Consider the following 18,511-nt stretch of genomic DNA (forward strand, 5'->3'; position numbering starts at 1 on the left):
TTTCCCATGCGCAGAGGTCTCGATCACGTCGTCCATGTGGTGCGCGATCTCGATGCAGCAGGGGAGGTCTATGATTTGCTCGGCTTCACCGTCTCACCGCGCAACCAGCATCCCTGGGGCACGCAGAACCGCATCGTCCAGATGCCAGGGTTCTTCATCGAACTGCTGGAGATCTCCGATCCGGAGAAGATTCCCGCCGGCACGCCGGAGCGGTTCTCGTTCGGTGCCTTCAATCAGGATTTCCTTGCGCGCAACGAGGAGGGCCTTTCGATGCTGGCCCTGGAGGGAACGGATCCCGCAGGAGAGAAGGCAACTTTTGACGCCGCCGGCTTCGGCGGGTTCGATCTGTTCGAGTTCTCCCGCCTGGCCCGCCGGCCCGACGGCAATGACATGGAAGTCGGCTTCTCGCTCGCCTTCGCCGTTGATCCCCTGGCACCGGACGTAGGGTTCTTCACCTGCACACAGCACAAGCCCGAGAATTTTTGGCAGCCGGAGATGCAGCGCCACGCCAATGGCATCACAGACGTTGCAGGCGTGGTGCTGGTGTCCGAGAGTCTCATCGACCACGTCAGCTTCCTCGATACCCTCACCGGCGTAACCCCGCGCCGCGCCAGCAACGATTGGTATGTGGCGCAGACCCCACGCGGCGAAATCGACCTGATGACCCGCGCCACCTTCACCGAGCGCTGTGGTGTTCCCGCTCCGGCCGGCGAAGGATTGCGGCTCGCCGCGATCCGCTTCCATTCGGCCGGCGCTGCCAGCCTGCGACGCTCTCTGCAGGCGCGCGGGATGGTGGAGGAGGCAATCGAGGGCATCGTGGTGGTGAAGCCGACGAGTGCGCTCGGTGCCGCTATCGTGGTGGAGCGTCCACTCGGCGCCGCTTGAATTCGGCGCCGCATCTCTTAAGATATTCTCTCTGAGAAAAATATATTCTCATAAGGCGTGCCGCGCTGGCGCCGCCGAGGGGCGGGACGACCTTGCCCCTGTGATATGATCGGCGGGGACGGCCCCGTCTGTCGGAGCGTCACATGTCGTGGGTTTACCTGGCACTCGCCGGGATCGCAGAAATCGGCTGGGCTTATGGATTGAAGCACACCGAGGGTTTCACGCGCCTGTGGCCGACGGTCTTCACGGCCGCCACCTTCACCGCCAGCATCGGCCTGCTCGGCCTTTCCTTGCGCGACCTGCCGCTCGGCACCGCCTATGCGGTGTGGACCGGTATCGGACTGGTGGGCACCGTGATCGTCGGCATTTTCGTGTTGGGTGAGCCTGCGGGCACGATGCGTCTCGTGTGCATCGCGCTGATCGCCGCAGGCATTGTCGGGCTGAAGCTGGTGACGCCGGCATAGGGGGGCCGGATGCAGGAAGGGCTGCAGGCGGAGCTTCGGCTGCGCTGACCTGCCCCGCTCTCAATTCGGATCGATCAGTCTTTCCCCGTTGCGATCGTAGCGCCACATGGCGCCCGGCTGCACCCGTGTTCCGCCGAGCCAGCGGTCGATGGCATTCTCGCAGGCATGGTCGAACGCGCCCTTGAGCGCCGCGTGTCCGGTGTCGGTAATGGAGATCTCCGCCGTCGCAAAGGTGCGATAGGTGATTTCCTCCGGGCCGGCAGGCGTGCGCATCTCGAAGGGCTTGCACTCGCTGGACGCGAACGGCAGCCCTTCGATCAAGGGCTCGTGGGCGAAGGCGAGACCGTCGAGCCGCAAAAAGAAGGGGAGGTCGGCCAGGAACTGCGCCTCGTCCATCTTGTGCACAGCGCCGTAGACCTGGGCGACCGTCTGCGGCCCGTCGGCAAGCTGCCGCAGGATGCGCTCCTCGGTGAGGGAGAGGCCGCTGCGCGGCGCGGGCAACTCCGCCAGCGCCCGTCGCAGCGCTGGCACCAAGAAGGGGAGGGCGGGAACATCCTGCTTCACGAATCGAGCCAGCGCGCGCGGCGTCGGGGCGGTGAATGCATCCCAGGCGTCGCTTGCCGTCTCAAGTTGAATAGCGCTCACCCCGCAGGCGCGCTTGGCGAGGTCGTGGACCTGCCCCGCATCCATCACCCCAAGATAATGATCCGCCTGGATCAGCCGCAAGCCAAGGCGCTCGGGCTCGCGCGCGAAATAATTGAGCACCTGGATAAGCTGCAATTGGTCGTAGAGGTCGTGCTCGAACCACAAGTCGACTCCATTGAAGGCGATGTGGATTTCAAGCTGGCCGTCGCGCTCGGCAAAGTCGGCGCGGACGGAATCGAATTCCAACCCCAGCGATTGCGCCAGAAAGGCGGCGCGCGCATCAGCGACAACGGCAAGCGAAGGGTCGGCTGGCACGGGGCCATCATGAAGCATATCCCGCCACGGCAGAAAATGGCCGACGATGCCGCCGGCCTTGAGCCGCTCCACCGCCGAATCTCCATTGGTGATTACCAGACTGGGCATGGTCATCCCCTTCCGCGATAGGGCGCCACTCCAGTTTCCGGCAGCCAGGCGCCCGTCGGCAGAACCCCAGTCTGCCAGAAAACGTCGATGGGTATGCCCCCCCTCGGGTACCAATAGCCAGCGATTCGCAAAAACCGCGGCGCCAGAAGGCCCACGAGGCGCTTGCCGATGGCGACGGTGCAATCCTCATGGAAGGCGCCATGGTTGCGGAAGCTGGCGAGATAGAGCTTCAACGACTTGGATTCCACTAGATGCAGGTCCGGCACATAGTCGATCACGATATGGGCGAAGTCGGGCTGGCCAGTGACCGGACAGAGCGACGTGAATTCAGGGGCGGTGAAGCGGGCCACATAATCCACATCGGAGTGGGGATTGGGCACGCGGTCGAGGACGGCGGTCTCGGGCGAGGCGGGGAGGGCCGTTTCTCGGCCGAGCTGAAGCCGGATTTCTGTCATGGCAAGTCCTTGAGCGGCGAAACGGAGGTTGGCACGGGTTCTGGAACAGGACCTTAGCCCAAATCAGGCAAGGTGCCGCTGCCTTCGCCCCTTCGCAGGCGTGCGGGTTCGCGCTAGAAGCGGCGCGCGCGCGAGACGCCGCGACGCGAGAGCCCACAGGGAGGGACCTTCCAATGACCGCCATCGTCGACATCATCGGCCGTGAAATCCTGGACAGCCGCGGCAATCCCACGGTGGAAGTGGACGTGGTCCTGGAAGACGGATCCCTCGGCCGCGCCGCCGTACCGTCCGGCGCCTCCACCGGCGCCCATGAGGCGGTGGAACTGCGCGACGGCGACAAGACCCGCTACGGCGGCAAGGGCGTGCTCAAAGCCGTGGATGCGGTGAACGGCGAGATCTTCGATGCCGTCGGCGGCTTCGATGCCGAGGACCAGGCCAAGCTCGACGCCACCTTGATCACCCTCGACGGCACGCCCAACAAGGCCCGTCTTGGCGCCAATGCCATTCTCGGCGTGTCGCTCGCGGTGGCCAAGGCGGCTGCCATTTCCAACAACCTGCCGCTTTATCGGTATGTCGGCGGCGTCAATGCCCGCACCTTGCCGGTGCCCATGATGAACATCGTCAATGGCGGCGCCCATGCGGACAATCCCATTGATTTCCAGGAATTCATGATCCTGCCGGCGGGCGCGCCCACCTTCGCCGATGCGCTGCGGATCGGCTCGGAAATCTTCCAGACCCTGAAGAAGGGCCTTAAGGATGCCGGGCACAACACCAATGTGGGTGACGAGGGCGGTTTCGCCCCGAACCTGCTCAGCGCGGACGATGCGCTCTCCTTCATCATGAAGGCGATCGAGAAGGCCGGCTATCGTCCTGGCGAGGATGTGCTCCTCGGCCTCGACTGCGCCGCGACTGAATTCTTCAAGGATGGCGCCTATCATTATGAGGGCGAGAAGCTGGTCCGCGACATCGAGGCCCAGGTGAAGTATCTCGCCGATCTCGTGTCGCGTTACCCCATCGTCACCATTGAGGACGGCATGTCCGAGGACGACTGGGCGGGCTGGAAGCTGCTGACCGATACCATCGGCTCCAAATGCCAGCTCGTTGGCGACGATCTGTTCGTTACCAACGTCACGCGCCTTTCGCGCGGCATCAAGGAAGCGACAGGCAATGCGATCCTGGTGAAGGTGAACCAAATCGGTTCGCTCACGGAGACGCTGGAGACGGTTGAAATGGCTCATAAGGCGGGCTATCGTGCCGTGATATCCCATCGCTCCGGCGAGACCGAGGATTCCACCATCGCCGACCTCGCCGTGGCCACCAATTGCGGGCAGATCAAGACCGGTTCGCTGTCGCGTTCGGACCGCACCGCCAAGTACAATCAGCTCCTGCGCATCGAACAGGAATTGGGTGATGCGGCCAAATATGCCGGCAAGGCCGCGCTGAAGGCGCTGGCCTGAGCGTTGACTTTAGGTTTCGGGATGGGGAAGGCGGAGCGGTAACGCTTCGCCTTTTCGCGTTCTGGGGCAAGGCGCCGCGCTAAGAAGCGTGGAGCGGCAACGGAGTAACCACGTGGCAGGGAGGCACCAGGGCAAAGCGCCTCGACTCTTAACCCCCCGGCAACCGGGATGCGGCAGGATGGCGGCATGCAAACTCGTTCGCGCCTGCGCTCCTTCCTGTTCGCACTGCTGCTTTATGTCCTCTCCGGGGGCGTTATCGGCTATTTCGCCTATCACGCCTATAACGGTCAGCACGGACTTATGGCGAAGCGCAATTTCCAGCTGGAGATGGCTCAGCTCGAAAATGACCTTGCCGCGCTGAAGGCGCAACGGCGGGCGATCGAGAACAAAGTCTCGCTCCTCCAGGCCAATCGGCTGGATCCCGACCTTCTGGACGAGGAGGGGCGGCGCCAGCTTGATTTTGTCAATGCAAAGGATCTGGTGCTGCTGAAACCACGATGATGAACTGATTTAGGGTTCACAACATCAATTAACTGAAAGTCGGTTCAATCCAGCAGAGTCAAGTGTTTGCAACGTGTTGCGCTGCAGCACAGTGCAAATCATGCTTTGAGCCGTGCCGGAGGTGCGCTAGAGACTCCTCGGTTCCAGCGTGTCCCCGAGGTTGAGATGGCCGTAAAAAAGGCAGCCCGCACCGAAACTGTGCCCGGCGCGATACCGGACTTCAGCAAGGATCAGGAACTTCACGCCTATCGCGAGATGCTCCTCATCCGTCGCTTCGAGGAGAAGGCCGGCCAAATGTACGGCATGGGCCTCATCGGCGGCTTCTGCCACCTCTATATCGGCCAGGAAGCCGTTGTGGTCGGCATGCAGATGGCCATGAAGAAGGGTGATCAGGTGATCACCGGCTATCGCGACCACGGCCACATGTTGTCCACGGGCATGGACGCCAAGGGCGTCATGGCCGAGCTGACCGGCCGCCGCGGCGGCTATTCCAAGGGCAAGGGCGGCTCGATGCATATGTTCAGCATCGAGAAGCAGTTCTTCGGGGGCCACGGCATCGTCGGCGCCCAGGTCTCCCTCGGCACCGGGCTCGCGTTCGCCAACCATTACCGTGACAATGCCGCGGTCTCGGTGGTCTATTTCGGCGACGGCGCGGCGAACCAGGGCCAGGTCTATGAGAGCTTCAACATGGCCGAGCTGTGGAAGCTGCCGGCCGTGTATGTGATCGAGAACAACAAATATGCCATGGGCACCTCGGTGAACCGGGCCTCCGCGCAGACCGACTTCTCCAAGCGGGGCACCTCCTTCAACATCCCCGGCGAGCAGGTGGATGGCATGGATGTGCGCGCCGTGAAGGCCGCGGCCGAGCGGGCGCTGGGCTTCGCCCGTGACGGCAAGGGCCCCTATATCCTGGAAATGCAGACTTACCGCTATCGCGGCCACTCCATGTCCGATCCGGCAAAATACCGGTCGAAGGAGGAGGTGCAGAAGATGCGGACCGAGCACGACCCCATCGAGCAGGTGCGCGCGCGCCTTCTGGAGCAGGGGCTCGTGAGCGAGGACGAACTGAAGGCGATCGACGCAGAGATCCGCGAGATCGTCAACGCGGCCGCGGATTTCGCGACCCACGATCCCGAGCCCGATCCGTCCGAGCTGTACACCGACATCCTGCGCTGAGGCGGTGATGGCGATCCCGGCCCTCATCCTCCTTCTCGTCTCGCTCGCGGGTGCAGCCGCGAGCTGGGGCGTCGCGATCCGCGAAGGAATGAGGGCCGAGGCCGCCTCCGGTGCGCTGACTTTGGGCCGTCAGGCGCTATTGGTGCTCTGGCCCTTTTCCGCCCGCCTGCGGGATGGTGCGGCAGGGTCCCATTCCCGGCGGGTCGGCAAGGCCCTCATTCTGTTCATCGCCTCCCTCACGGTCGCGGCTGCCGCGGCCTCCGCTTATTCCAATCTCACGAGACAGCGCCCCGCTTCGCCCGCTCCCGCGAGCGTAAGCGAGCCCGCGTCGAGCAAGAGCTGAGCTGAAGCCATGCCCATCGACATCCTCATGCCGGCCCTTTCTCCCACCATGGAGAAGGGCAATCTCACCAAATGGCTCAAGAAAGAGGGCGACAGCGTCAAGTCCGGCGACGTGATCGCCGAGATCGAGACCGACAAGGCCACCATGGAAGTGGAAGCGGTGGACGAGGGCATTCTCGGCAAGATCCTGGTGCCTGAGGGCACGCAGGATGTGGCCGTCAATACCCCCATCGCCTCGATTCTGGGCGAGGGTGAGGATGCCAACGCCGCTCCCGCCCCGGCCCAGAAGGCCGCCGAGAATGCACCGCCGGCTGCCCCTGTGCCGTCTCCGGTCGCCGCCGCCGCACCGGCGCCGCAGGCCTCAGTGCCTTCCGCCGTCGCCAACCCGCCCCAGGTGAAGACGCAACCGGACCCCGACGTTCCCCCCGGCACCGAAATGGTTACCATGACCGTACGCGAGGCCCTGCGTGACGCCATGGCCGAGGAAATGCGCCGCGATGCCGACGTATTCGTCATGGGCGAGGAAGTCGCCGAATATCAGGGCGCCTATAAGATCACTCAGGGCCTGCTTCAGGAATTCGGCGCCAAGCGCGTGGTGGATACGCCCATCACCGAGCACGGCTTTGCCGGCATGGGCGTCGGCGCCGCCATGGCGGGCCTCAAGCCCATCGTGGAATTCATGACCTTCAATTTCGCCATGCAGGCGATCGACCAGATCATCAATTCCGCCGCCAAGACGCTTTATATGTCCGGCGGCCAGGTGCATTGCTCCATCGTGTTCCGTGGCCCGAACGGCGCGGCCGCGCGCGTCGCCGCGCAGCACAGTCAGGATTACACCTCCTGGTACAGCCACATCCCCGGCCTCAAGGTGATCGCGCCCTATAGCGCCGCCGATGCCAAGGGCCTGCTGAAGGCGGCGATCCGCGATCCCAACCCCATCATCTTCCTGGAAAACGAAATCCTTTACGGCCATTCCTTCGAGGTGCCGAAGCTGGACGATTACGTTCTCCCCATCGGCAAGGCGCGTATTGCCCGCGCCGGCAAGGACGTGACCCTGGTGGCCTGGTCCATCGGCATGACCTATGCGCTCAAGGCGGCCGAGGAACTGGCTAAGCAGGGCATCGAGGCGGAAGTCATCGACCTGCGCACCATTCGCCCAATGGATACCGCGACCATCATCGAGTCGGTCAAGAAGACTGGCCGCTGCGTCACGGTGGAGGAGGGCTGGGCCCAGTCCGGCGTCGGCGCCGAGATTTGCGCCCGCTTGATGGCCGATGCGTTCGACTATCTTGATGCGCCCGTCTTGCGCGTGACCGGCAAGGACGTGCCCATGCCTTATGCCGCCAATCTCGAAAAGCTCGCTTTGCCGACAGTGGCGGATGTGATCGAGGCGGTGCGGGCGGTGACCTACAAATGAGCTTGGTGCCCCCAGTGACCGCCGGGAGTCCGAACCGGGTTGAGTTTCTCAACCCCTATTACGATCTCGCGACGATCGCGGAAGCGGTGCGCCTCGGCGCCCACCGTTCCGTGATCGGCGGCCTGTGGGATGAGATAGGGACGCTGCAGCGGGATTTTCTGCTGGGGCAGGGGTTGCAGGCGCATCACAGATTGGCGGACATCGGCTGCGGCAGCCTGAGAAGCGGGGTGTGCCTGGTGCCGGTTCTGAATGCCGGAAATTATTTCGGCATTGATCTGAACGAGAGCTTGCTCGATGCCGGCTGGACGCAGGAAATCGTCCCGCTTGGCCTCGACGGAAAGCTGCCGCGCGCCAATCTGAACGTCTCGGACGATTTCGATCTGGCTCCGTTCGGCGTCCAGTTCGATATGGGGATCGCTCAGTCGGTCTTCACCCATCTTCCGCTGCGGTTTTTATCTCAGTGTCTGGAGCGTACCGCGCCGTATTTCCGTCCGGCCGCGCGGCTCTATGCGACATATTTCGAGGTGTCGGAGGAGGGGTTCGATGGGCCTTTCCACCACGATCCTGGAGGTGTTGTGACATTCTCGTCGCACGATCCCTATCACTACACGCGGGATCAGATTTTCCATGCCTGCGGCGGGGCTGAAGGCTGGGATTTGGAATTTTATGGCGACTGGGGCCACCCGCGATCCCAGAAAATGCTTGTGTTCACTCGACGTCAGCAGACCGAATGTTTCTAAGAAGGCGACGCAGATGCCCATCGAAATCCTGATGCCGGCCCTGTCTCCCACCATGGAGAAGGGCAATCTCGCCAAATGGCTCAAGAAGGAAGGCGACAGCGTCAAGTCCGGCGATGTGATCGCCGAGATCGAGACCGACAAGGCCACCATGGAAGTGGAGGCTGTCGATGAAGGCGTGCTGGCCAAGATCCTGGTTGCCGAAGGCACCCAGGATGTGCCGGTAAACCAGCTCATCGCCGTCCTGGCTGGCGAGGGCGAGGACGCGAAGGCGGTCGCCTCCGGCGCCGGCAATGCCAAGGCCCCCGCTGCGGCGTCCGCAGTCGCCCCGGCGCCTGCTCCGGCCGCTGCACCTGCGCCAGTTGCGGCTCCCGCACCGGCGGCGGCCACATCAGCGCCTGCCGCCGCACCGGCGGTGAACGGCCACGGCGAGCGCGTGTTCGCCTCGCCGCTCGCCCGTCGCCTCGCCAAGGAAAAGGGCATCGACCTTGCCGCGCTGCCCGGCTCCGGACCCCACGGCCGCGTGGTTGCGCGTGATGTTGAGACCGCGCAGCCCGGCACCAAGGCCGCCGCGCCTGCGGCCGCCGCAGCTTCCGCCACCGCTTCGGCACCTGCCGCCGCTCCGGCGAAGGCTGCCGTCAGCGGCCCGACCGCCGATCAGGTCAAGGCCATGTTCGAGGCGGGCTCCTTCGAGGAAGTCCAGCTCGACGGCATGCGCAAGACCATCGCCAAGCGCCTGGTGGAGAGCGAGCAGCTCACCCCCACCTTCTATCTGAGCGTGGATTGCGACCTCGACGATCTGATGAAGCTGCGCGAGACCGTCAATTCCATGGCGTCCAAGGACAAGGACGGCAAGCCGGTTTATCGCGTCTCGGTCAATGATTTCATCATCAAGGCCATGGCGATGGCGCTGCAGAAGGTGCCTGCCGCCAATGCCGTGTGGGCCGAGGACCGCATTTTGCGCATGAAGAATTCCGACGTCGGCGTGGCGGTTGCCATCGACGGCGGGCTTTATGCCCCGGTCATCAAGAAAGCCGAGACCAAGACATTGTCGGTCATCTCCAACGAGATGCGGGATCTCGCCACGCGCGCGCGCAACAAGAAGCTGAAGCCGGAGGAATATTCCGGCGGCTCTACCTCCATCTCAAACCTCGGCATGATGGGCGTGCGGGATTTCGTGGCGATCATCAATGCCCCGCAATCCTCCATCGTCGCCATCGGCGCGTCCGAACAGCGGCCGGTGGTGCGTGGCGGCGAGATCAAGATCGTTACCCAGATGACCGCCACCATCACCTGCGATCACCGGGTCATGGACGGGGCGCTCGGCGCTGAACTGCTTGGCGCGTTCAAGGAGTTCATCGAGAAGCCCATGACCATGCTGGTGTGATCCATGCTGGTGTGATCCATGTTGGTGTGATCCATGGTGGCGAGAGCCATTTTTTCCGTGCGGCAGATCAAAGGTCGCACGGCGGCTTCGGTGTAGCAGGCGGATGCGGCGCGCGTGCCGCCGTCTAGAATAGAACGAGGCAAACATGTCCCATACGCCCCATCAGCTCGCCGCCGACTTCCCGGAATATGCCGGCAAGCTCCATGAGCTGCGCCAGAGCGACCCACACTTCGCCAGTCTCGTCACCGAATACGACAAGGTGAACGAGGTGGTCCACAAGGCCGAGAGCGATCTTGAGCCCATGGACGACCTCGCGCTCGACACCGTGCGCAAGGAGCGCGTGCGGCTGAAGGACGAAATCTACGCTTACCTGACCCGCTGACGGCTGGGGTCCGGCGCTGTTTTAGCACCGGACCCGGCCCGCCGGCCTTGCCGCCTGCCGCGCTTCTCGCCGGTGGGCGCAAGGCGGGAACGGCCCCATTCCCACCCGGTCCCTTCTGCCGATGCGGTGCGTCCGGCGGCGCAGGAGGGGAAGGAGAAATCCATGGCTGAGACCAATTTCGACATCATCGTCATCGGCGGCGGCCCCGGCGGCTATGTGGCCGCGATCCGCGCCGCCCAGCTCGGCTTCAAGACCGCGGTGGTGGAGAAGAGCCATCTCGGCGGCATCTGCCTGAACTGGGGCTGCATTCCCACCAAGGCTCTGCTGCGCTCCGCCGAAGTGTATCACTACATGGAGCACGCCAAGGATTATGGCCTCTCCGCCGAGAAGATTGGCTTCGACATGGGCGCGGTGGTGAAGCGCTCACGCGGTGTTGCCAGCCAGCTCTCCACGGGGGTGGGCTTCCTGCTGAAGAAGAACAAGGTGGATGTGATCTGGGGCAAGGCGAAGCTTTCCGCCCCCGGCAAGCTGACGGTGGAAGCGGCCGAGAATGCGCCCAAGGGCGCGCTCGGCGGCGGCGATTACAGCGCCAAGCACATCATCGTTGCCACTGGCGCCCGCCCGCGCGCCCTGCCGGGCCTGGAGCCCGACAAGAAGCTGATCTGGACCTATTTCGAGGCCATGGTTCCGGAAAAGATGCCCAAGTCCCTGCTGGTCATGGGCTCGGGTGCCATCGGCATCGAGTTCGCATCCTTCTACAAGACCATGGGCGCCGATGTGACCGTGGTGGAGGTTCTACCGCAGATCCTTCCCGTGGAAGACGAGGAGATTGCCGCCCATGTGCGCAAGCGCCTGGAAAAGCAGGGCATGAAGATCCTCACCAGCGCCAAGGTCAGCGGCGTGACCAAACATGCCGACAGCCTCACCGTCCATGTCGAGGACGAGAAGGGCGCGAAGCATGATTTCGCCGTGGATCGGATGATCTCCGCCGTCGGCGTCGTAGGCAATGTGGACAGCCTTGGCCTTGAGGCCGTGGGCGTGAAGATCGAGCGCGGCATCGTGGTCACCGACGGCTATGGCCGGACCAATGTGCCCGGCCTCTATGCCATCGGCGACGTCGCGGGCGCGCCCATGCTGGCGCACAAGGCCGAGCATGAGGGCGTGATCTGCGTCGAGACCATCAAGGGCCTCCATACCCACCCCATCGACAAGAACAAGATTCCCGGCTGCACCTATTGCAACCCGCAGGTCGCCTCCATCGGCCTCACCGAGAAGAAGGCCAAGGAGCAGGGCCGCGAGGTCCGCGTTGGTCGCTTCCCCTTCATCGGCAATGGCAAGGCGATCGCGCTCGGCGAGCCCGAGGGATTGGTCAAGACCATCTTCGACAAGAAGACCGGCGAATTGCTTGGCGCTCATCTCGTCGGCGCGGAAGTCACCGAGCTGATCCAGGGCTTCATGATCGCCATGAATCTTGAGACCACCGAGGAAGAGCTGATCCACGCCATCTTCCCGCACCCGACCCTGTCGGAGACCATGCACGAAAGTGTGCTGGACGCTTACGGGCGCGTTATCCATATGTAGTCCAGCGGCACGGGCCGGGGCGGACGAAGGGGCAGCACCATGGATGGCGAGACCTATGCCGCGTTGAGCCAGCCGGGCGTCGGCTTCTTCACCATGATCCTGATCGGCCTCATCGCCGGCTGGATCGCCGAGCGGATCACCGAGAGCGACCACGGGCTGTTGGCGAACCTCGTGTTCGGGCTGATCGGGGCGTTCGTCGGCGGCAAGCTGGCGGAATGGGCGGACGTGCCGGTCTACGGATTTTTCCGGACGCTCATCGCCGCCGTGATTGGTGCCATCATCGTGCTGTGGGTGTGGCGCCGCATCCGCGCCCGCTGAGGACCGTGGCCGGTCCGGCGCTGCCGGCAGGTCAGCACTGCATCGCGCCGGCTCGACGCTGGCGCGATGGAAGACTAGATTTTGAAGCGATGCTTTTATCGCGCGCGAAAGTCGCCTGAAGATATGGTCACGGTCGTCAACACGCTAAACAGGCCCCGCCACCCGGAAAAGGCGCACCGCCCCGAGAGCGAGATTCTGCGCAAGCCGGAATGGATCCGCGTCCGGGCGCCGGGTTCGGCCGGATGGTCGAAAACTGCCGAGATCGTGCGCGCCAACGGCCTGCATACGGTGTGCGAAGAAGCCGGCTGCCCCAATATCGGCGAGTGCTGGGAAAAGAAGCACGCGACCTTCATGATCATGGGCGACACCTGCACCCGCGCCTGTGCCTTCTGCAATGTGCGGACCGGCCTGCCGCAGGCGCTGGATCAGGGCGAGCCGGACAAGGTGGCGGAGGCGGTAGCCAAGCTCGGCCTCTCCCATGTGGTCATCACCTCGGTGGATCGCGACGATCTTTCGGACGGGGGCGCAGCGCACTTCGCCCACACCATCCGCGCACTGCGCGCCGCGAGCCCCGCCACCACCATCGAGATCCTGACCCCCGACTTCCTGCGCAAGCCCGGCGCGATCGAGGTGGTGGTCGAGGCCAAGCCCGACGTGTTCAACCATAATTTGGAAACTGTGCCGGCGAAGTATCTCACCGTGCGGCCCGGCGCGCGCTATTTCCACTCGCTGCGCCTGTTGCAGCAGGTGAAGGAGCTGGACCCCTCCATCTTCACCAAGTCCGGAATCATGGTGGGCCTGGGCGAGGAGCGCAACGAGGTGCTCCAGCTCATGGACGACCTGCGCTCGGCCGAAGTGGATTTCATCACCATCGGCCAGTATCTCCAGCCCACCCGCAAGCACCACAAGGTGGAGCGCTTCGTGACGCCGGACGAATTCTCCGCCTTCGAGGCCGTGGCCTATGCCAAGGGCTTCCTGATGGTTTCGTCGAGCCCGCTGACGCGGTCCTCGCACCATGCGGGCGAGGATTTCGCGCGTCTTCGCAGCGCCCGCGAGGCCAAGCTCGGGCGAGTGTGAGGGCGTGCCGTCATTCTCCAGCAAGCGGGTGGTGAAGCATTCCGCCGCCGAGATGTTCGATCTCGTGGCGGACATCGACCATTACCCGGAATTCGTTCCCCTTTGCCAATCCCTCCGCGTGCGCCGCCGCACGCCCGGGGGAGAGGGGCAGGAGGTGCTCGTGGCCGACATGACGGTCGCCTACAAGATGATCCGCGAGACTTTCACCTCCCGGGTCACGCTGGATAGGCCCAAGCTCACCATCCATGTGGAATATCTGGACGGACCTTTCAGCCGCCTCGACAATCGCTGGGAGTTCCGCGACGTCGAGGGCGGCAAATGCGAGGTGAGCTTCTTCATCTCCTATGAATTCCGCTCGCGCACGCTGGGCCTGCTGATGGGCGCCATGTTCGACGCCGCGTTCCGCCGCTTCGCCGATGCGTTCGAGAAGCGGGCGGATGTGGTGTACGGCGCAGCGGCATGAGCGCCGCTCCGGCGAAAGCTGTGCTTCCGCCGGTCGCAGGAGTGTGTGGACTCAGAAGTTGAGGGTCACGCGCGTGTTGATGGACCGGCCCGGGCCGGCCACCGAATAGCCCCAGGCGGACGACGTCCCCATCATTGAAGACACCTGGTAATTCACGAGGTTGGCGCCTCCGAGCGGCAAGTCATATTCGGTGTCGAGAATGTTGGCGATGCCAAAGTCCACGCGGAGGCGCTGCAGCTGATAGCTGGTGCGAAAATTGAGCAGAGCATAAGCGGCGGTTTCCAGTTCGTTGTGTACTTGGCTGACCTCGGTCTTCTCCCCGACCAATTGCACCTCGAAGCTGGTCGTCCAATTGCCCAGCGTATGGTCGAGTGCCAGCGTCGCGTTGACCGGCATGATGTGGTAGAGATTGATGCCGTCGGTTCGCTGGCCGCGCACGAAGTTCAAAGCGCCGCGGAATACGCCCTGGCCGAATGTGGAATTATCCCACAGGGCGAGCTTGCCATCGATATTTACGCCGTACAGCCACGCGTCCACATTTGCGAATTGCAGGAAGACGAAGGTGTCGCTCGCCGTCAGATTGTTCGGCAAATTGGCGAGGCAACCGGCAAGAGCGCAGCGCTGAACGTCGATGTAATCCTGCACATAGCTGTAATAAGGCGAGGCGCGCAACTCCCACACCTTCTTCGCAGGATCGTTCCACGTGGCGGTGAAGCTTACCGTATTCGCCTTTTCGGGCACCAGTTCGATGTTGCCGACATAGCCATTCCCGTCACCGAACCAGCCGATCATGTCCATGGCCATAGCATTGGTGGACCACGCGTAGCGCTCGTAGAGATTTGGAGACCGGGTTTTGCGGGCGAAGGCGAGTTCGTACTGGCTCGAGTTGGTGGGCTGGTAGCGCAGGATGGCTGACCCGTCGATGTTGAAGTCGGTGCGCTCGTGGTTCAGCGCATTGAACGCGGCCGCGTTGGCGCCGTACATCATCTGATTGTAGCCCTGGACGTCGCCGGCATTCATCCAGACGATATCGTTGCGCAGCCCGACGATCGTGGACCATTGCGCGTTCAACTGGCGCTCCCACTCGGCGTAATAGCCGAACCGCAGGCGTTGGCCGTTGTTGATGTTTTCGAAGGTGTTCGGCCCCATCATCATGGAGCCATCGACTGGCGGCCACCAATCATCGAGCTTGTTGTAATAAAGGTCGTTGCCGACGCGAACGATGTCGATGTTGGAAATACCGATGGTGCCCTTCACCGCATAGCCCATGTCGGTGCTACGTGTGTCCATTGGCATGTCGCCGCTTTTGTCCGGCTCGATGAACCCCATGGTGTGGCGGACGCGATTGAAGAACGTGTTCGCTTCCAGCTTGCCCCAGTCGAACATGCCTTCGTAACTGCCGTTGACGAAAATGCTCTTGTTGTCGGTCATGTCCATATATTGGTTCACGAACCCTTGGTAGGGGATGAACTGCCCGCCGATCTGGAACGTGATGATCTGGTCCTGAAACTTCTTTGAGACGCTCAGGGCATGGTTCTGAGTCTCATACATGGTCGACTTGATGACCGTGCCGTTTCCTGAGGTGTAGTCGCTGGCCCGGGCCCAGCCGCCGGTATAAGTGACGCTCGTATCCTCGTTGGACACAGTTGCGTTCAGGTCTACGCCATAGGAATTACCGTTGCTGCGATAGAAGCCGGATACGCTGCCGCTGGTTGTGAGGGTCTGTCCAGGCGTGAAGGCGGGCGGGGCCAGGGTCACATCGGCGCGGGCGCCGGTATAGTCGCCGCCGACGCTTACCGGAGCGGTGGCCGTATAGACCTTCACCTTCGAGACCATGGCGGGGTTGAGATAGGAGAGGGGCGGATTCATTTCGTTTGGACAGGCAGGGCTGAAGATCATGCCGTTGATGGCGATCTGCACCCGATCGGCGCCCATTCCGTTCACTACCGGAAGGCTTGAGACACCGCCCGCGCCCCAGGTGGCTCCACCGGGCAGGCGACCGAAGAGGGAACCCGTGTCGCTCGTGAACAGGGTCACCTGAGCCGCCTCCTCGCCTGAAATCGTGCTGCTATCGGTTGGGGCGACGACGACAATGGCAGGCAGGTCCGGCTCACCCGGCGCCTGGCTCTGCGCCAAGGCTCCAGTGGCAAGACTGGGCCCGAGCCCAAGGGCGAGCGCGGTCGGGCGCAAGAGGCAGCCGGTTTGCTGCAATCTCCGCAGAAGGCTGGTGGAAAGACGGTGAGTCATGGCTGGTCCGGAAAAAGGGCATGAGGGAGCCGGCGCGGGCGACCTGCGCAGCTGGGAAGCGCGCGGCGGCTGACACCGAAGGTGAACCGGGAAAGGCGAGGCAAAGCCTCCGAGGCCGCTTGTCAGCCATGGCCCATCGCGTGCCGTCCGATCCCGCCCTGGGATTGGAGAGGGGGTCGGGTCGGCTCAGGGCTTGCTCAAGATGGGACGCGGCTCAGGCGGACAGAGGTGGCGGTGCGCGAGGGCGGTGGCTGAGGCGCGGGGAGACGGCGACCTTGGGCGCCGCGGACGTCTCGTCGTACCGGATGCGCAGCGCAAGGCGTTCCGAGAGAAAGATCGCGGAAGGTGGTGGCAGAAGCGCGACATCCACGCGTGACAGGCATAGCGGGCAGTGAACCAGTGCCTTGGTGATTCCGTCCGCCGTTCCATTTTCGGGCGCGGCAGCGTCGTTCAGGCAGAGAATATTTGAACTGGCATCCGCAGCAAAAGCTTGGCGGGTGGCAAATGTACTGGCCAACACGAGTTGGAAGACCAACGCGGCCACCATCAGCCAAGGTCCGACGGCTCTGCCTGTTCGGCTTAAGCTCGTCACGACCTTGCTCATGATCCCGTCCCTAAGATGGGAACGGATCTGCTCTGATTCACAGCTCCCCATGGGTCAGGATCATGGCATGCTTGCCGCGGATTTGACACAATCTTTTAACGAAAATTGCTCAAACTGAACCTTCTGCGCGCGTAGCAAGATGACGCGGTGCCCGCTGTCGCATCCCCAATTGGCCAGATGGCGATGGGGCCACCTGCCGTTTAGCGAGACAGCAGGCCGGCCGTGCGCAGCGCTTCGATGCCCTGCGCCTGCGCCCCGTGTGATACGTCGATCCGCTCCCATGTGAGCGGGCCGAGGTCGTAATCCGCCTGCTGGCGCACGATCTTTGCGTCGGCGTCCGAAGCATCGCCGCGCCGCTGCTCCACCCGCGCCACCAGCAGACCCACCGGCGCCTCCAGCCACAGCCCCAGGAAGTGCGCACCCGCCTGTCCGGCAAGGGCGGCGATGGCATCGCGCTCGTCCGCGCGGGCATGGACGGCATCGGCGATCACGCTGTGTCCGGCGGCGAGGGCGAGGTCCGCGCGGGCCCGCATCCGGGCATAGACAGCCTGCGTCGCCTCAAAGGTATAGGCGGCTGCGGACAGCCTCTCGGTTTCCCCCACGCCGGCGAGATGCTTGCGCTCGATGTCGCTGCGCAGGACCACGGCGCCGGGCGCTCGGCCGAGGTGCGACGCGAGCGCGGCCGCAAGGGTGCTCTTGCCGGTGCCGGAGAGACCGCCAATGGCCAGAAGGGCGGGGGCCGAAGGGGCCAGGAACGCCTGCGCCAAGGCAAAATAATCAAGGACTTCGGCGCGCGCGGCGTCCTGTTTTTCCGGCGGCAGATGGGCAAGGCCAGCCGCGCTCACTTTCGCGCGGATTGCGGCGCGCAGGCTGAGGAACAGGGGCAGGGCGGCAAGGCCGGCATAATGTTCCGCCGGCCCGTCCCAGAGATAGCGATTGAGGACCGTATTGGCGGCGTCCGCGTGGCCGCGTTCCCAGAGGTCCATGAGCAGGAAGGCGAGGTCATAGAGCACATCGCAGATGGCGATGTCGTCATTGAACTCGATGGCGTCGAACAGCACCGGCGTCCCTGCCAGCAGCACGATGTTGCGCAGATGCAAGTCGCCATGACAGCGCCGCACGAACCCCTGTGCCGCGCGCTCCCGCAGCAGCGGAACGACGCCACCGAGGATGCGGGCGGTGGCGTGGGAGAGAGCCTGCGCCGCCTCGGGCGCGAATAGCTCTGGGGAGGCGATGAAATCGGCATCGTTCTGGGCGGCGGTGAGCGCCAGCCTTGCCACGGCGTCGCTGCCCATCACCGGTGCGCGCTCATGGGACGTGCTCACGGCCTTCGCCAAGGCGGCGAGCAGATCCGGCGTTAGCGCCTCGGGCGGCAGATTGTCGAGGGTTTGCCGCTCGTCGAAGCGGCGCATCTTTACCGCATAGTCCACCGGCTCACCCGCGCCGCCGAGGGCGAGGCCATCGGCGGCGCGGGTGATGGGAACGACGCTGAGATAGATCCCTGGCGCATTGGCGCGGTTCACCTCCAGCTCGCGTTCACAGGCGGCGCGGCGCTTCTCCAGGGTGGAGAAATCCATGAAGGGAAACGCGACCGCCCGCTTCACCTTGTAGGCGGCATCGCCAGCGAGGAACACCGCAGCGCCGTGGGTGTCGATGCGCGTCACCGACACCCCGCCATGGGCCGCGGGGTCCGCCAGAAGGGCGAAGACGGCGCTTTGATCGGCGACCACATGAGCATCCATCGGCGAATTCCTCACGCGGGTGAACCTTGCCCGAATATCCTTATGCCGGGGGCGGTCGTCCTTGACGTGCGTCATGACATGGGTCCAGTCCTGCGGTAGCTTTCCGCCACGCGATCGGTTTGTGCGCGCCGTTGAGCCCACGTCGCCGAAGACGCCGGCTCATCTTAATGGAATCCTTATGCCCGCCGGCAAATCCCGGATCGCGGCT

General features: G+C 63.8%; 19 protein-coding genes. 14 read left to right on the forward strand and 5 right to left on the reverse strand.

What is annotated here, in order from left to right; genetic code table 11:
- Positions 1–6 precede the first annotated feature (6 nt).
- Together V5F77_RS11785 and V5F77_RS11790 are read left to right on the forward strand one after the other, a co-directional pair.
- The gene (locus V5F77_RS11785; RefSeq protein ID WP_429005541.1) at positions 7–885 is read left to right on the forward strand and encodes a VOC family protein; all 879 of its coding nucleotides are present in this window, start codon (positions 7–9) and stop codon (positions 883–885) included.
- 143 nt (positions 886–1,028) lie between these two features.
- Positions 1,029–1,349 carry a DMT family transporter gene (locus V5F77_RS11790; RefSeq protein WP_429005542.1) on the forward strand — a complete coding sequence of 107 codons (321 nt, stop codon included), beginning with the start codon at positions 1,029–1,031 and terminating at the stop codon, positions 1,347–1,349.
- Positions 1,350–1,409: 60 nt separating this feature from the next.
- Here V5F77_RS11790 and V5F77_RS11795 read toward each other — a convergent pair whose 3' ends face one another.
- Positions 1,410–2,417 (reverse strand): hypothetical protein, encoded by a 1,008-nt coding sequence (locus V5F77_RS11795; RefSeq protein WP_429005543.1) that lies wholly within the window; start codon positions 2,415–2,417, stop codon positions 1,410–1,412.
- A 2-nt stretch (positions 2,418–2,419) separates the two neighbouring features.
- Positions 2,420–2,872 carry a preQ(1) synthase gene (gene queF, locus V5F77_RS11800; RefSeq protein ID WP_429005544.1) on the reverse strand — a complete coding sequence of 151 codons (453 nt, stop codon included), beginning with the start codon at positions 2,870–2,872 and terminating at the stop codon, positions 2,420–2,422.
- Between the two features lie 173 nt (positions 2,873–3,045).
- Here queF and eno point away from each other — a divergent pair, with 173 nt between their 5' ends.
- The 12 genes from eno (at position 3,046) to V5F77_RS11860 (ending at position 13,710) form a co-directional block, all read left to right on the forward strand.
- Positions 3,046–4,329, forward strand: a complete 1,284-nt coding sequence (gene eno / locus V5F77_RS11805) for a phosphopyruvate hydratase (protein WP_429005545.1) — start codon at positions 3,046–3,048, stop codon at positions 4,327–4,329.
- Positions 4,330–4,515: 186 nt separating this feature from the next.
- On the forward strand, positions 4,516–4,830 hold the full coding sequence (locus V5F77_RS11810; RefSeq protein WP_429005546.1) for an FtsB family cell division protein: 315 nt from the start codon (positions 4,516–4,518) through the stop codon (positions 4,828–4,830).
- 165 nt (positions 4,831–4,995) lie between these two features.
- The gene (pdhA, locus tag V5F77_RS11815; RefSeq protein WP_429005547.1) at positions 4,996–6,006 is read left to right on the forward strand and encodes a pyruvate dehydrogenase (acetyl-transferring) E1 component subunit alpha; all 1,011 of its coding nucleotides are present in this window, start codon (positions 4,996–4,998) and stop codon (positions 6,004–6,006) included.
- Positions 6,007–6,013: 7 nt separating this feature from the next.
- Positions 6,014–6,349 (forward strand): hypothetical protein, encoded by a 336-nt coding sequence (locus tag V5F77_RS11820; protein WP_429005548.1) that lies wholly within the window; start codon positions 6,014–6,016, stop codon positions 6,347–6,349.
- Between the two features lie 9 nt (positions 6,350–6,358).
- The gene (locus tag V5F77_RS11825) at positions 6,359–7,765 is read left to right on the forward strand and encodes a pyruvate dehydrogenase complex E1 component subunit beta (RefSeq protein ID WP_429005549.1); all 1,407 of its coding nucleotides are present in this window, start codon (positions 6,359–6,361) and stop codon (positions 7,763–7,765) included.
- Positions 7,762–8,505, forward strand: a complete 744-nt coding sequence (locus V5F77_RS11830) for a hypothetical protein (protein ID WP_429005550.1) — start codon at positions 7,762–7,764, stop codon at positions 8,503–8,505. Before V5F77_RS11825 ends, V5F77_RS11830 begins: the two co-directional genes overlap by 4 nt.
- 13 nt (positions 8,506–8,518) lie before the next feature.
- A complete protein-coding gene (locus V5F77_RS11835) occupies positions 8,519–9,889 on the forward strand; it encodes a pyruvate dehydrogenase complex dihydrolipoamide acetyltransferase (protein WP_429005551.1) in 1,371 nt (456 codons plus the stop codon).
- Between the two features lie 145 nt (positions 9,890–10,034).
- The gene (locus V5F77_RS11840; protein ID WP_429005552.1) at positions 10,035–10,271 is read left to right on the forward strand and encodes a YdcH family protein; all 237 of its coding nucleotides are present in this window, start codon (positions 10,035–10,037) and stop codon (positions 10,269–10,271) included.
- Positions 10,272–10,433: 162 nt separating this feature from the next.
- Positions 10,434–11,852: a dihydrolipoyl dehydrogenase gene (gene lpdA / locus V5F77_RS11845; protein ID WP_429005553.1), complete on the forward strand. Its 1,419-nt coding sequence runs from the start codon at positions 10,434–10,436 to the stop codon at positions 11,850–11,852.
- 39 nt (positions 11,853–11,891) lie between these two features.
- Positions 11,892–12,170, forward strand: coding sequence for a GlsB/YeaQ/YmgE family stress response membrane protein (locus V5F77_RS11850; protein WP_429005554.1), 279 nt, complete (start codon positions 11,892–11,894; stop codon positions 12,168–12,170).
- Positions 12,171–12,293: 123 nt separating this feature from the next.
- On the forward strand, positions 12,294–13,247 hold the full coding sequence (gene lipA, locus V5F77_RS11855; RefSeq protein WP_429005555.1) for a lipoyl synthase: 954 nt from the start codon (positions 12,294–12,296) through the stop codon (positions 13,245–13,247).
- Between the two features lie 4 nt (positions 13,248–13,251).
- The gene (locus V5F77_RS11860) at positions 13,252–13,710 is read left to right on the forward strand and encodes a type II toxin-antitoxin system RatA family toxin (protein WP_429005556.1); all 459 of its coding nucleotides are present in this window, start codon (positions 13,252–13,254) and stop codon (positions 13,708–13,710) included.
- A gap of 51 nt (positions 13,711–13,761) precedes the next feature.
- Here V5F77_RS11860 and V5F77_RS11865 read toward each other — a convergent pair whose 3' ends face one another.
- The 3 genes from V5F77_RS11865 to V5F77_RS11875 all read right to left on the reverse strand — a co-directional run bounded on the left by V5F77_RS11865 (position 13,762) and on the right by V5F77_RS11875 (position 18,303).
- On the reverse strand, positions 13,762–15,957 hold the full coding sequence (locus V5F77_RS11865; RefSeq protein WP_429005557.1) for a TonB-dependent receptor: 2,196 nt from the start codon (positions 15,955–15,957) through the stop codon (positions 13,762–13,764).
- A gap of 214 nt (positions 15,958–16,171) precedes the next feature.
- Positions 16,172–16,561 (reverse strand): hypothetical protein, encoded by a 390-nt coding sequence (locus V5F77_RS11870; RefSeq protein ID WP_429005558.1) that lies wholly within the window; start codon positions 16,559–16,561, stop codon positions 16,172–16,174.
- A gap of 200 nt (positions 16,562–16,761) precedes the next feature.
- On the reverse strand, positions 16,762–18,303 hold the full coding sequence (locus V5F77_RS11875) for a bifunctional aminoglycoside phosphotransferase/ATP-binding protein (protein ID WP_429005559.1): 1,542 nt from the start codon (positions 18,301–18,303) through the stop codon (positions 16,762–16,764).
- Positions 18,304–18,511: the final 208 nt, after the last annotated feature.

The sequence above is a fragment of the Roseixanthobacter psychrophilus genome, from assembly GCF_043195195.1.
Classification (GTDB): domain Bacteria; phylum Pseudomonadota; class Alphaproteobacteria; order Rhizobiales; family Xanthobacteraceae; genus NCEH01.

Excerpts from the sequence above, each read along its gene's own strand:
- V5F77_RS11785 (WP_429005541.1), top strand. The coding sequence starts at position 7 with ATGCGCAGAGGTCTCGATCACGTCGTCCATGTGGTGCGCGATCTCGAT.
- lpdA (WP_429005553.1), top strand. The coding sequence starts at position 10,434 with ATGGCTGAGACCAATTTCGACATCATCGTCATCGGCGGCGGCCCCGGC.
- lipA (WP_429005555.1), top strand. The coding sequence starts at position 12,294 with ATGGTCACGGTCGTCAACACGCTAAACAGGCCCCGCCACCCGGAAAAG.
- V5F77_RS11825 (WP_429005549.1), top strand. The coding sequence starts at position 6,359 with ATGCCCATCGACATCCTCATGCCGGCCCTTTCTCCCACCATGGAGAAG.
- V5F77_RS11865 (WP_429005557.1), bottom strand. The coding sequence starts at position 15,957 with ATGACTCACCGTCTTTCCACCAGCCTTCTGCGGAGATTGCAGCAAACC.
- V5F77_RS11840 (WP_429005552.1), top strand. The coding sequence starts at position 10,035 with ATGTCCCATACGCCCCATCAGCTCGCCGCCGACTTCCCGGAATATGCC.
- pdhA (WP_429005547.1), top strand. The coding sequence starts at position 4,996 with ATGGCCGTAAAAAAGGCAGCCCGCACCGAAACTGTGCCCGGCGCGATA.
- V5F77_RS11790 (WP_429005542.1), top strand. The coding sequence starts at position 1,029 with ATGTCGTGGGTTTACCTGGCACTCGCCGGGATCGCAGAAATCGGCTGG.
- V5F77_RS11820 (WP_429005548.1), top strand. The coding sequence starts at position 6,014 with ATGGCGATCCCGGCCCTCATCCTCCTTCTCGTCTCGCTCGCGGGTGCA.
- V5F77_RS11830 (WP_429005550.1), top strand. The coding sequence starts at position 7,762 with ATGAGCTTGGTGCCCCCAGTGACCGCCGGGAGTCCGAACCGGGTTGAG.
- V5F77_RS11795 (WP_429005543.1), bottom strand. The coding sequence starts at position 2,417 with ATGCCCAGTCTGGTAATCACCAATGGAGATTCGGCGGTGGAGCGGCTC.
- V5F77_RS11875 (WP_429005559.1), bottom strand. The coding sequence starts at position 18,303 with ATGGATGCTCATGTGGTCGCCGATCAAAGCGCCGTCTTCGCCCTTCTG.
- V5F77_RS11810 (WP_429005546.1), top strand. The coding sequence starts at position 4,516 with ATGCAAACTCGTTCGCGCCTGCGCTCCTTCCTGTTCGCACTGCTGCTT.
- V5F77_RS11835 (WP_429005551.1), top strand. The coding sequence starts at position 8,519 with ATGCCCATCGAAATCCTGATGCCGGCCCTGTCTCCCACCATGGAGAAG.
- queF (WP_429005544.1), bottom strand. The coding sequence starts at position 2,872 with ATGACAGAAATCCGGCTTCAGCTCGGCCGAGAAACGGCCCTCCCCGCC.
- V5F77_RS11850 (WP_429005554.1), top strand. The coding sequence starts at position 11,892 with ATGGATGGCGAGACCTATGCCGCGTTGAGCCAGCCGGGCGTCGGCTTC.
- eno (WP_429005545.1), top strand. The coding sequence starts at position 3,046 with ATGACCGCCATCGTCGACATCATCGGCCGTGAAATCCTGGACAGCCGC.
- V5F77_RS11870 (WP_429005558.1), bottom strand. The coding sequence starts at position 16,561 with ATGAGCAAGGTCGTGACGAGCTTAAGCCGAACAGGCAGAGCCGTCGGA.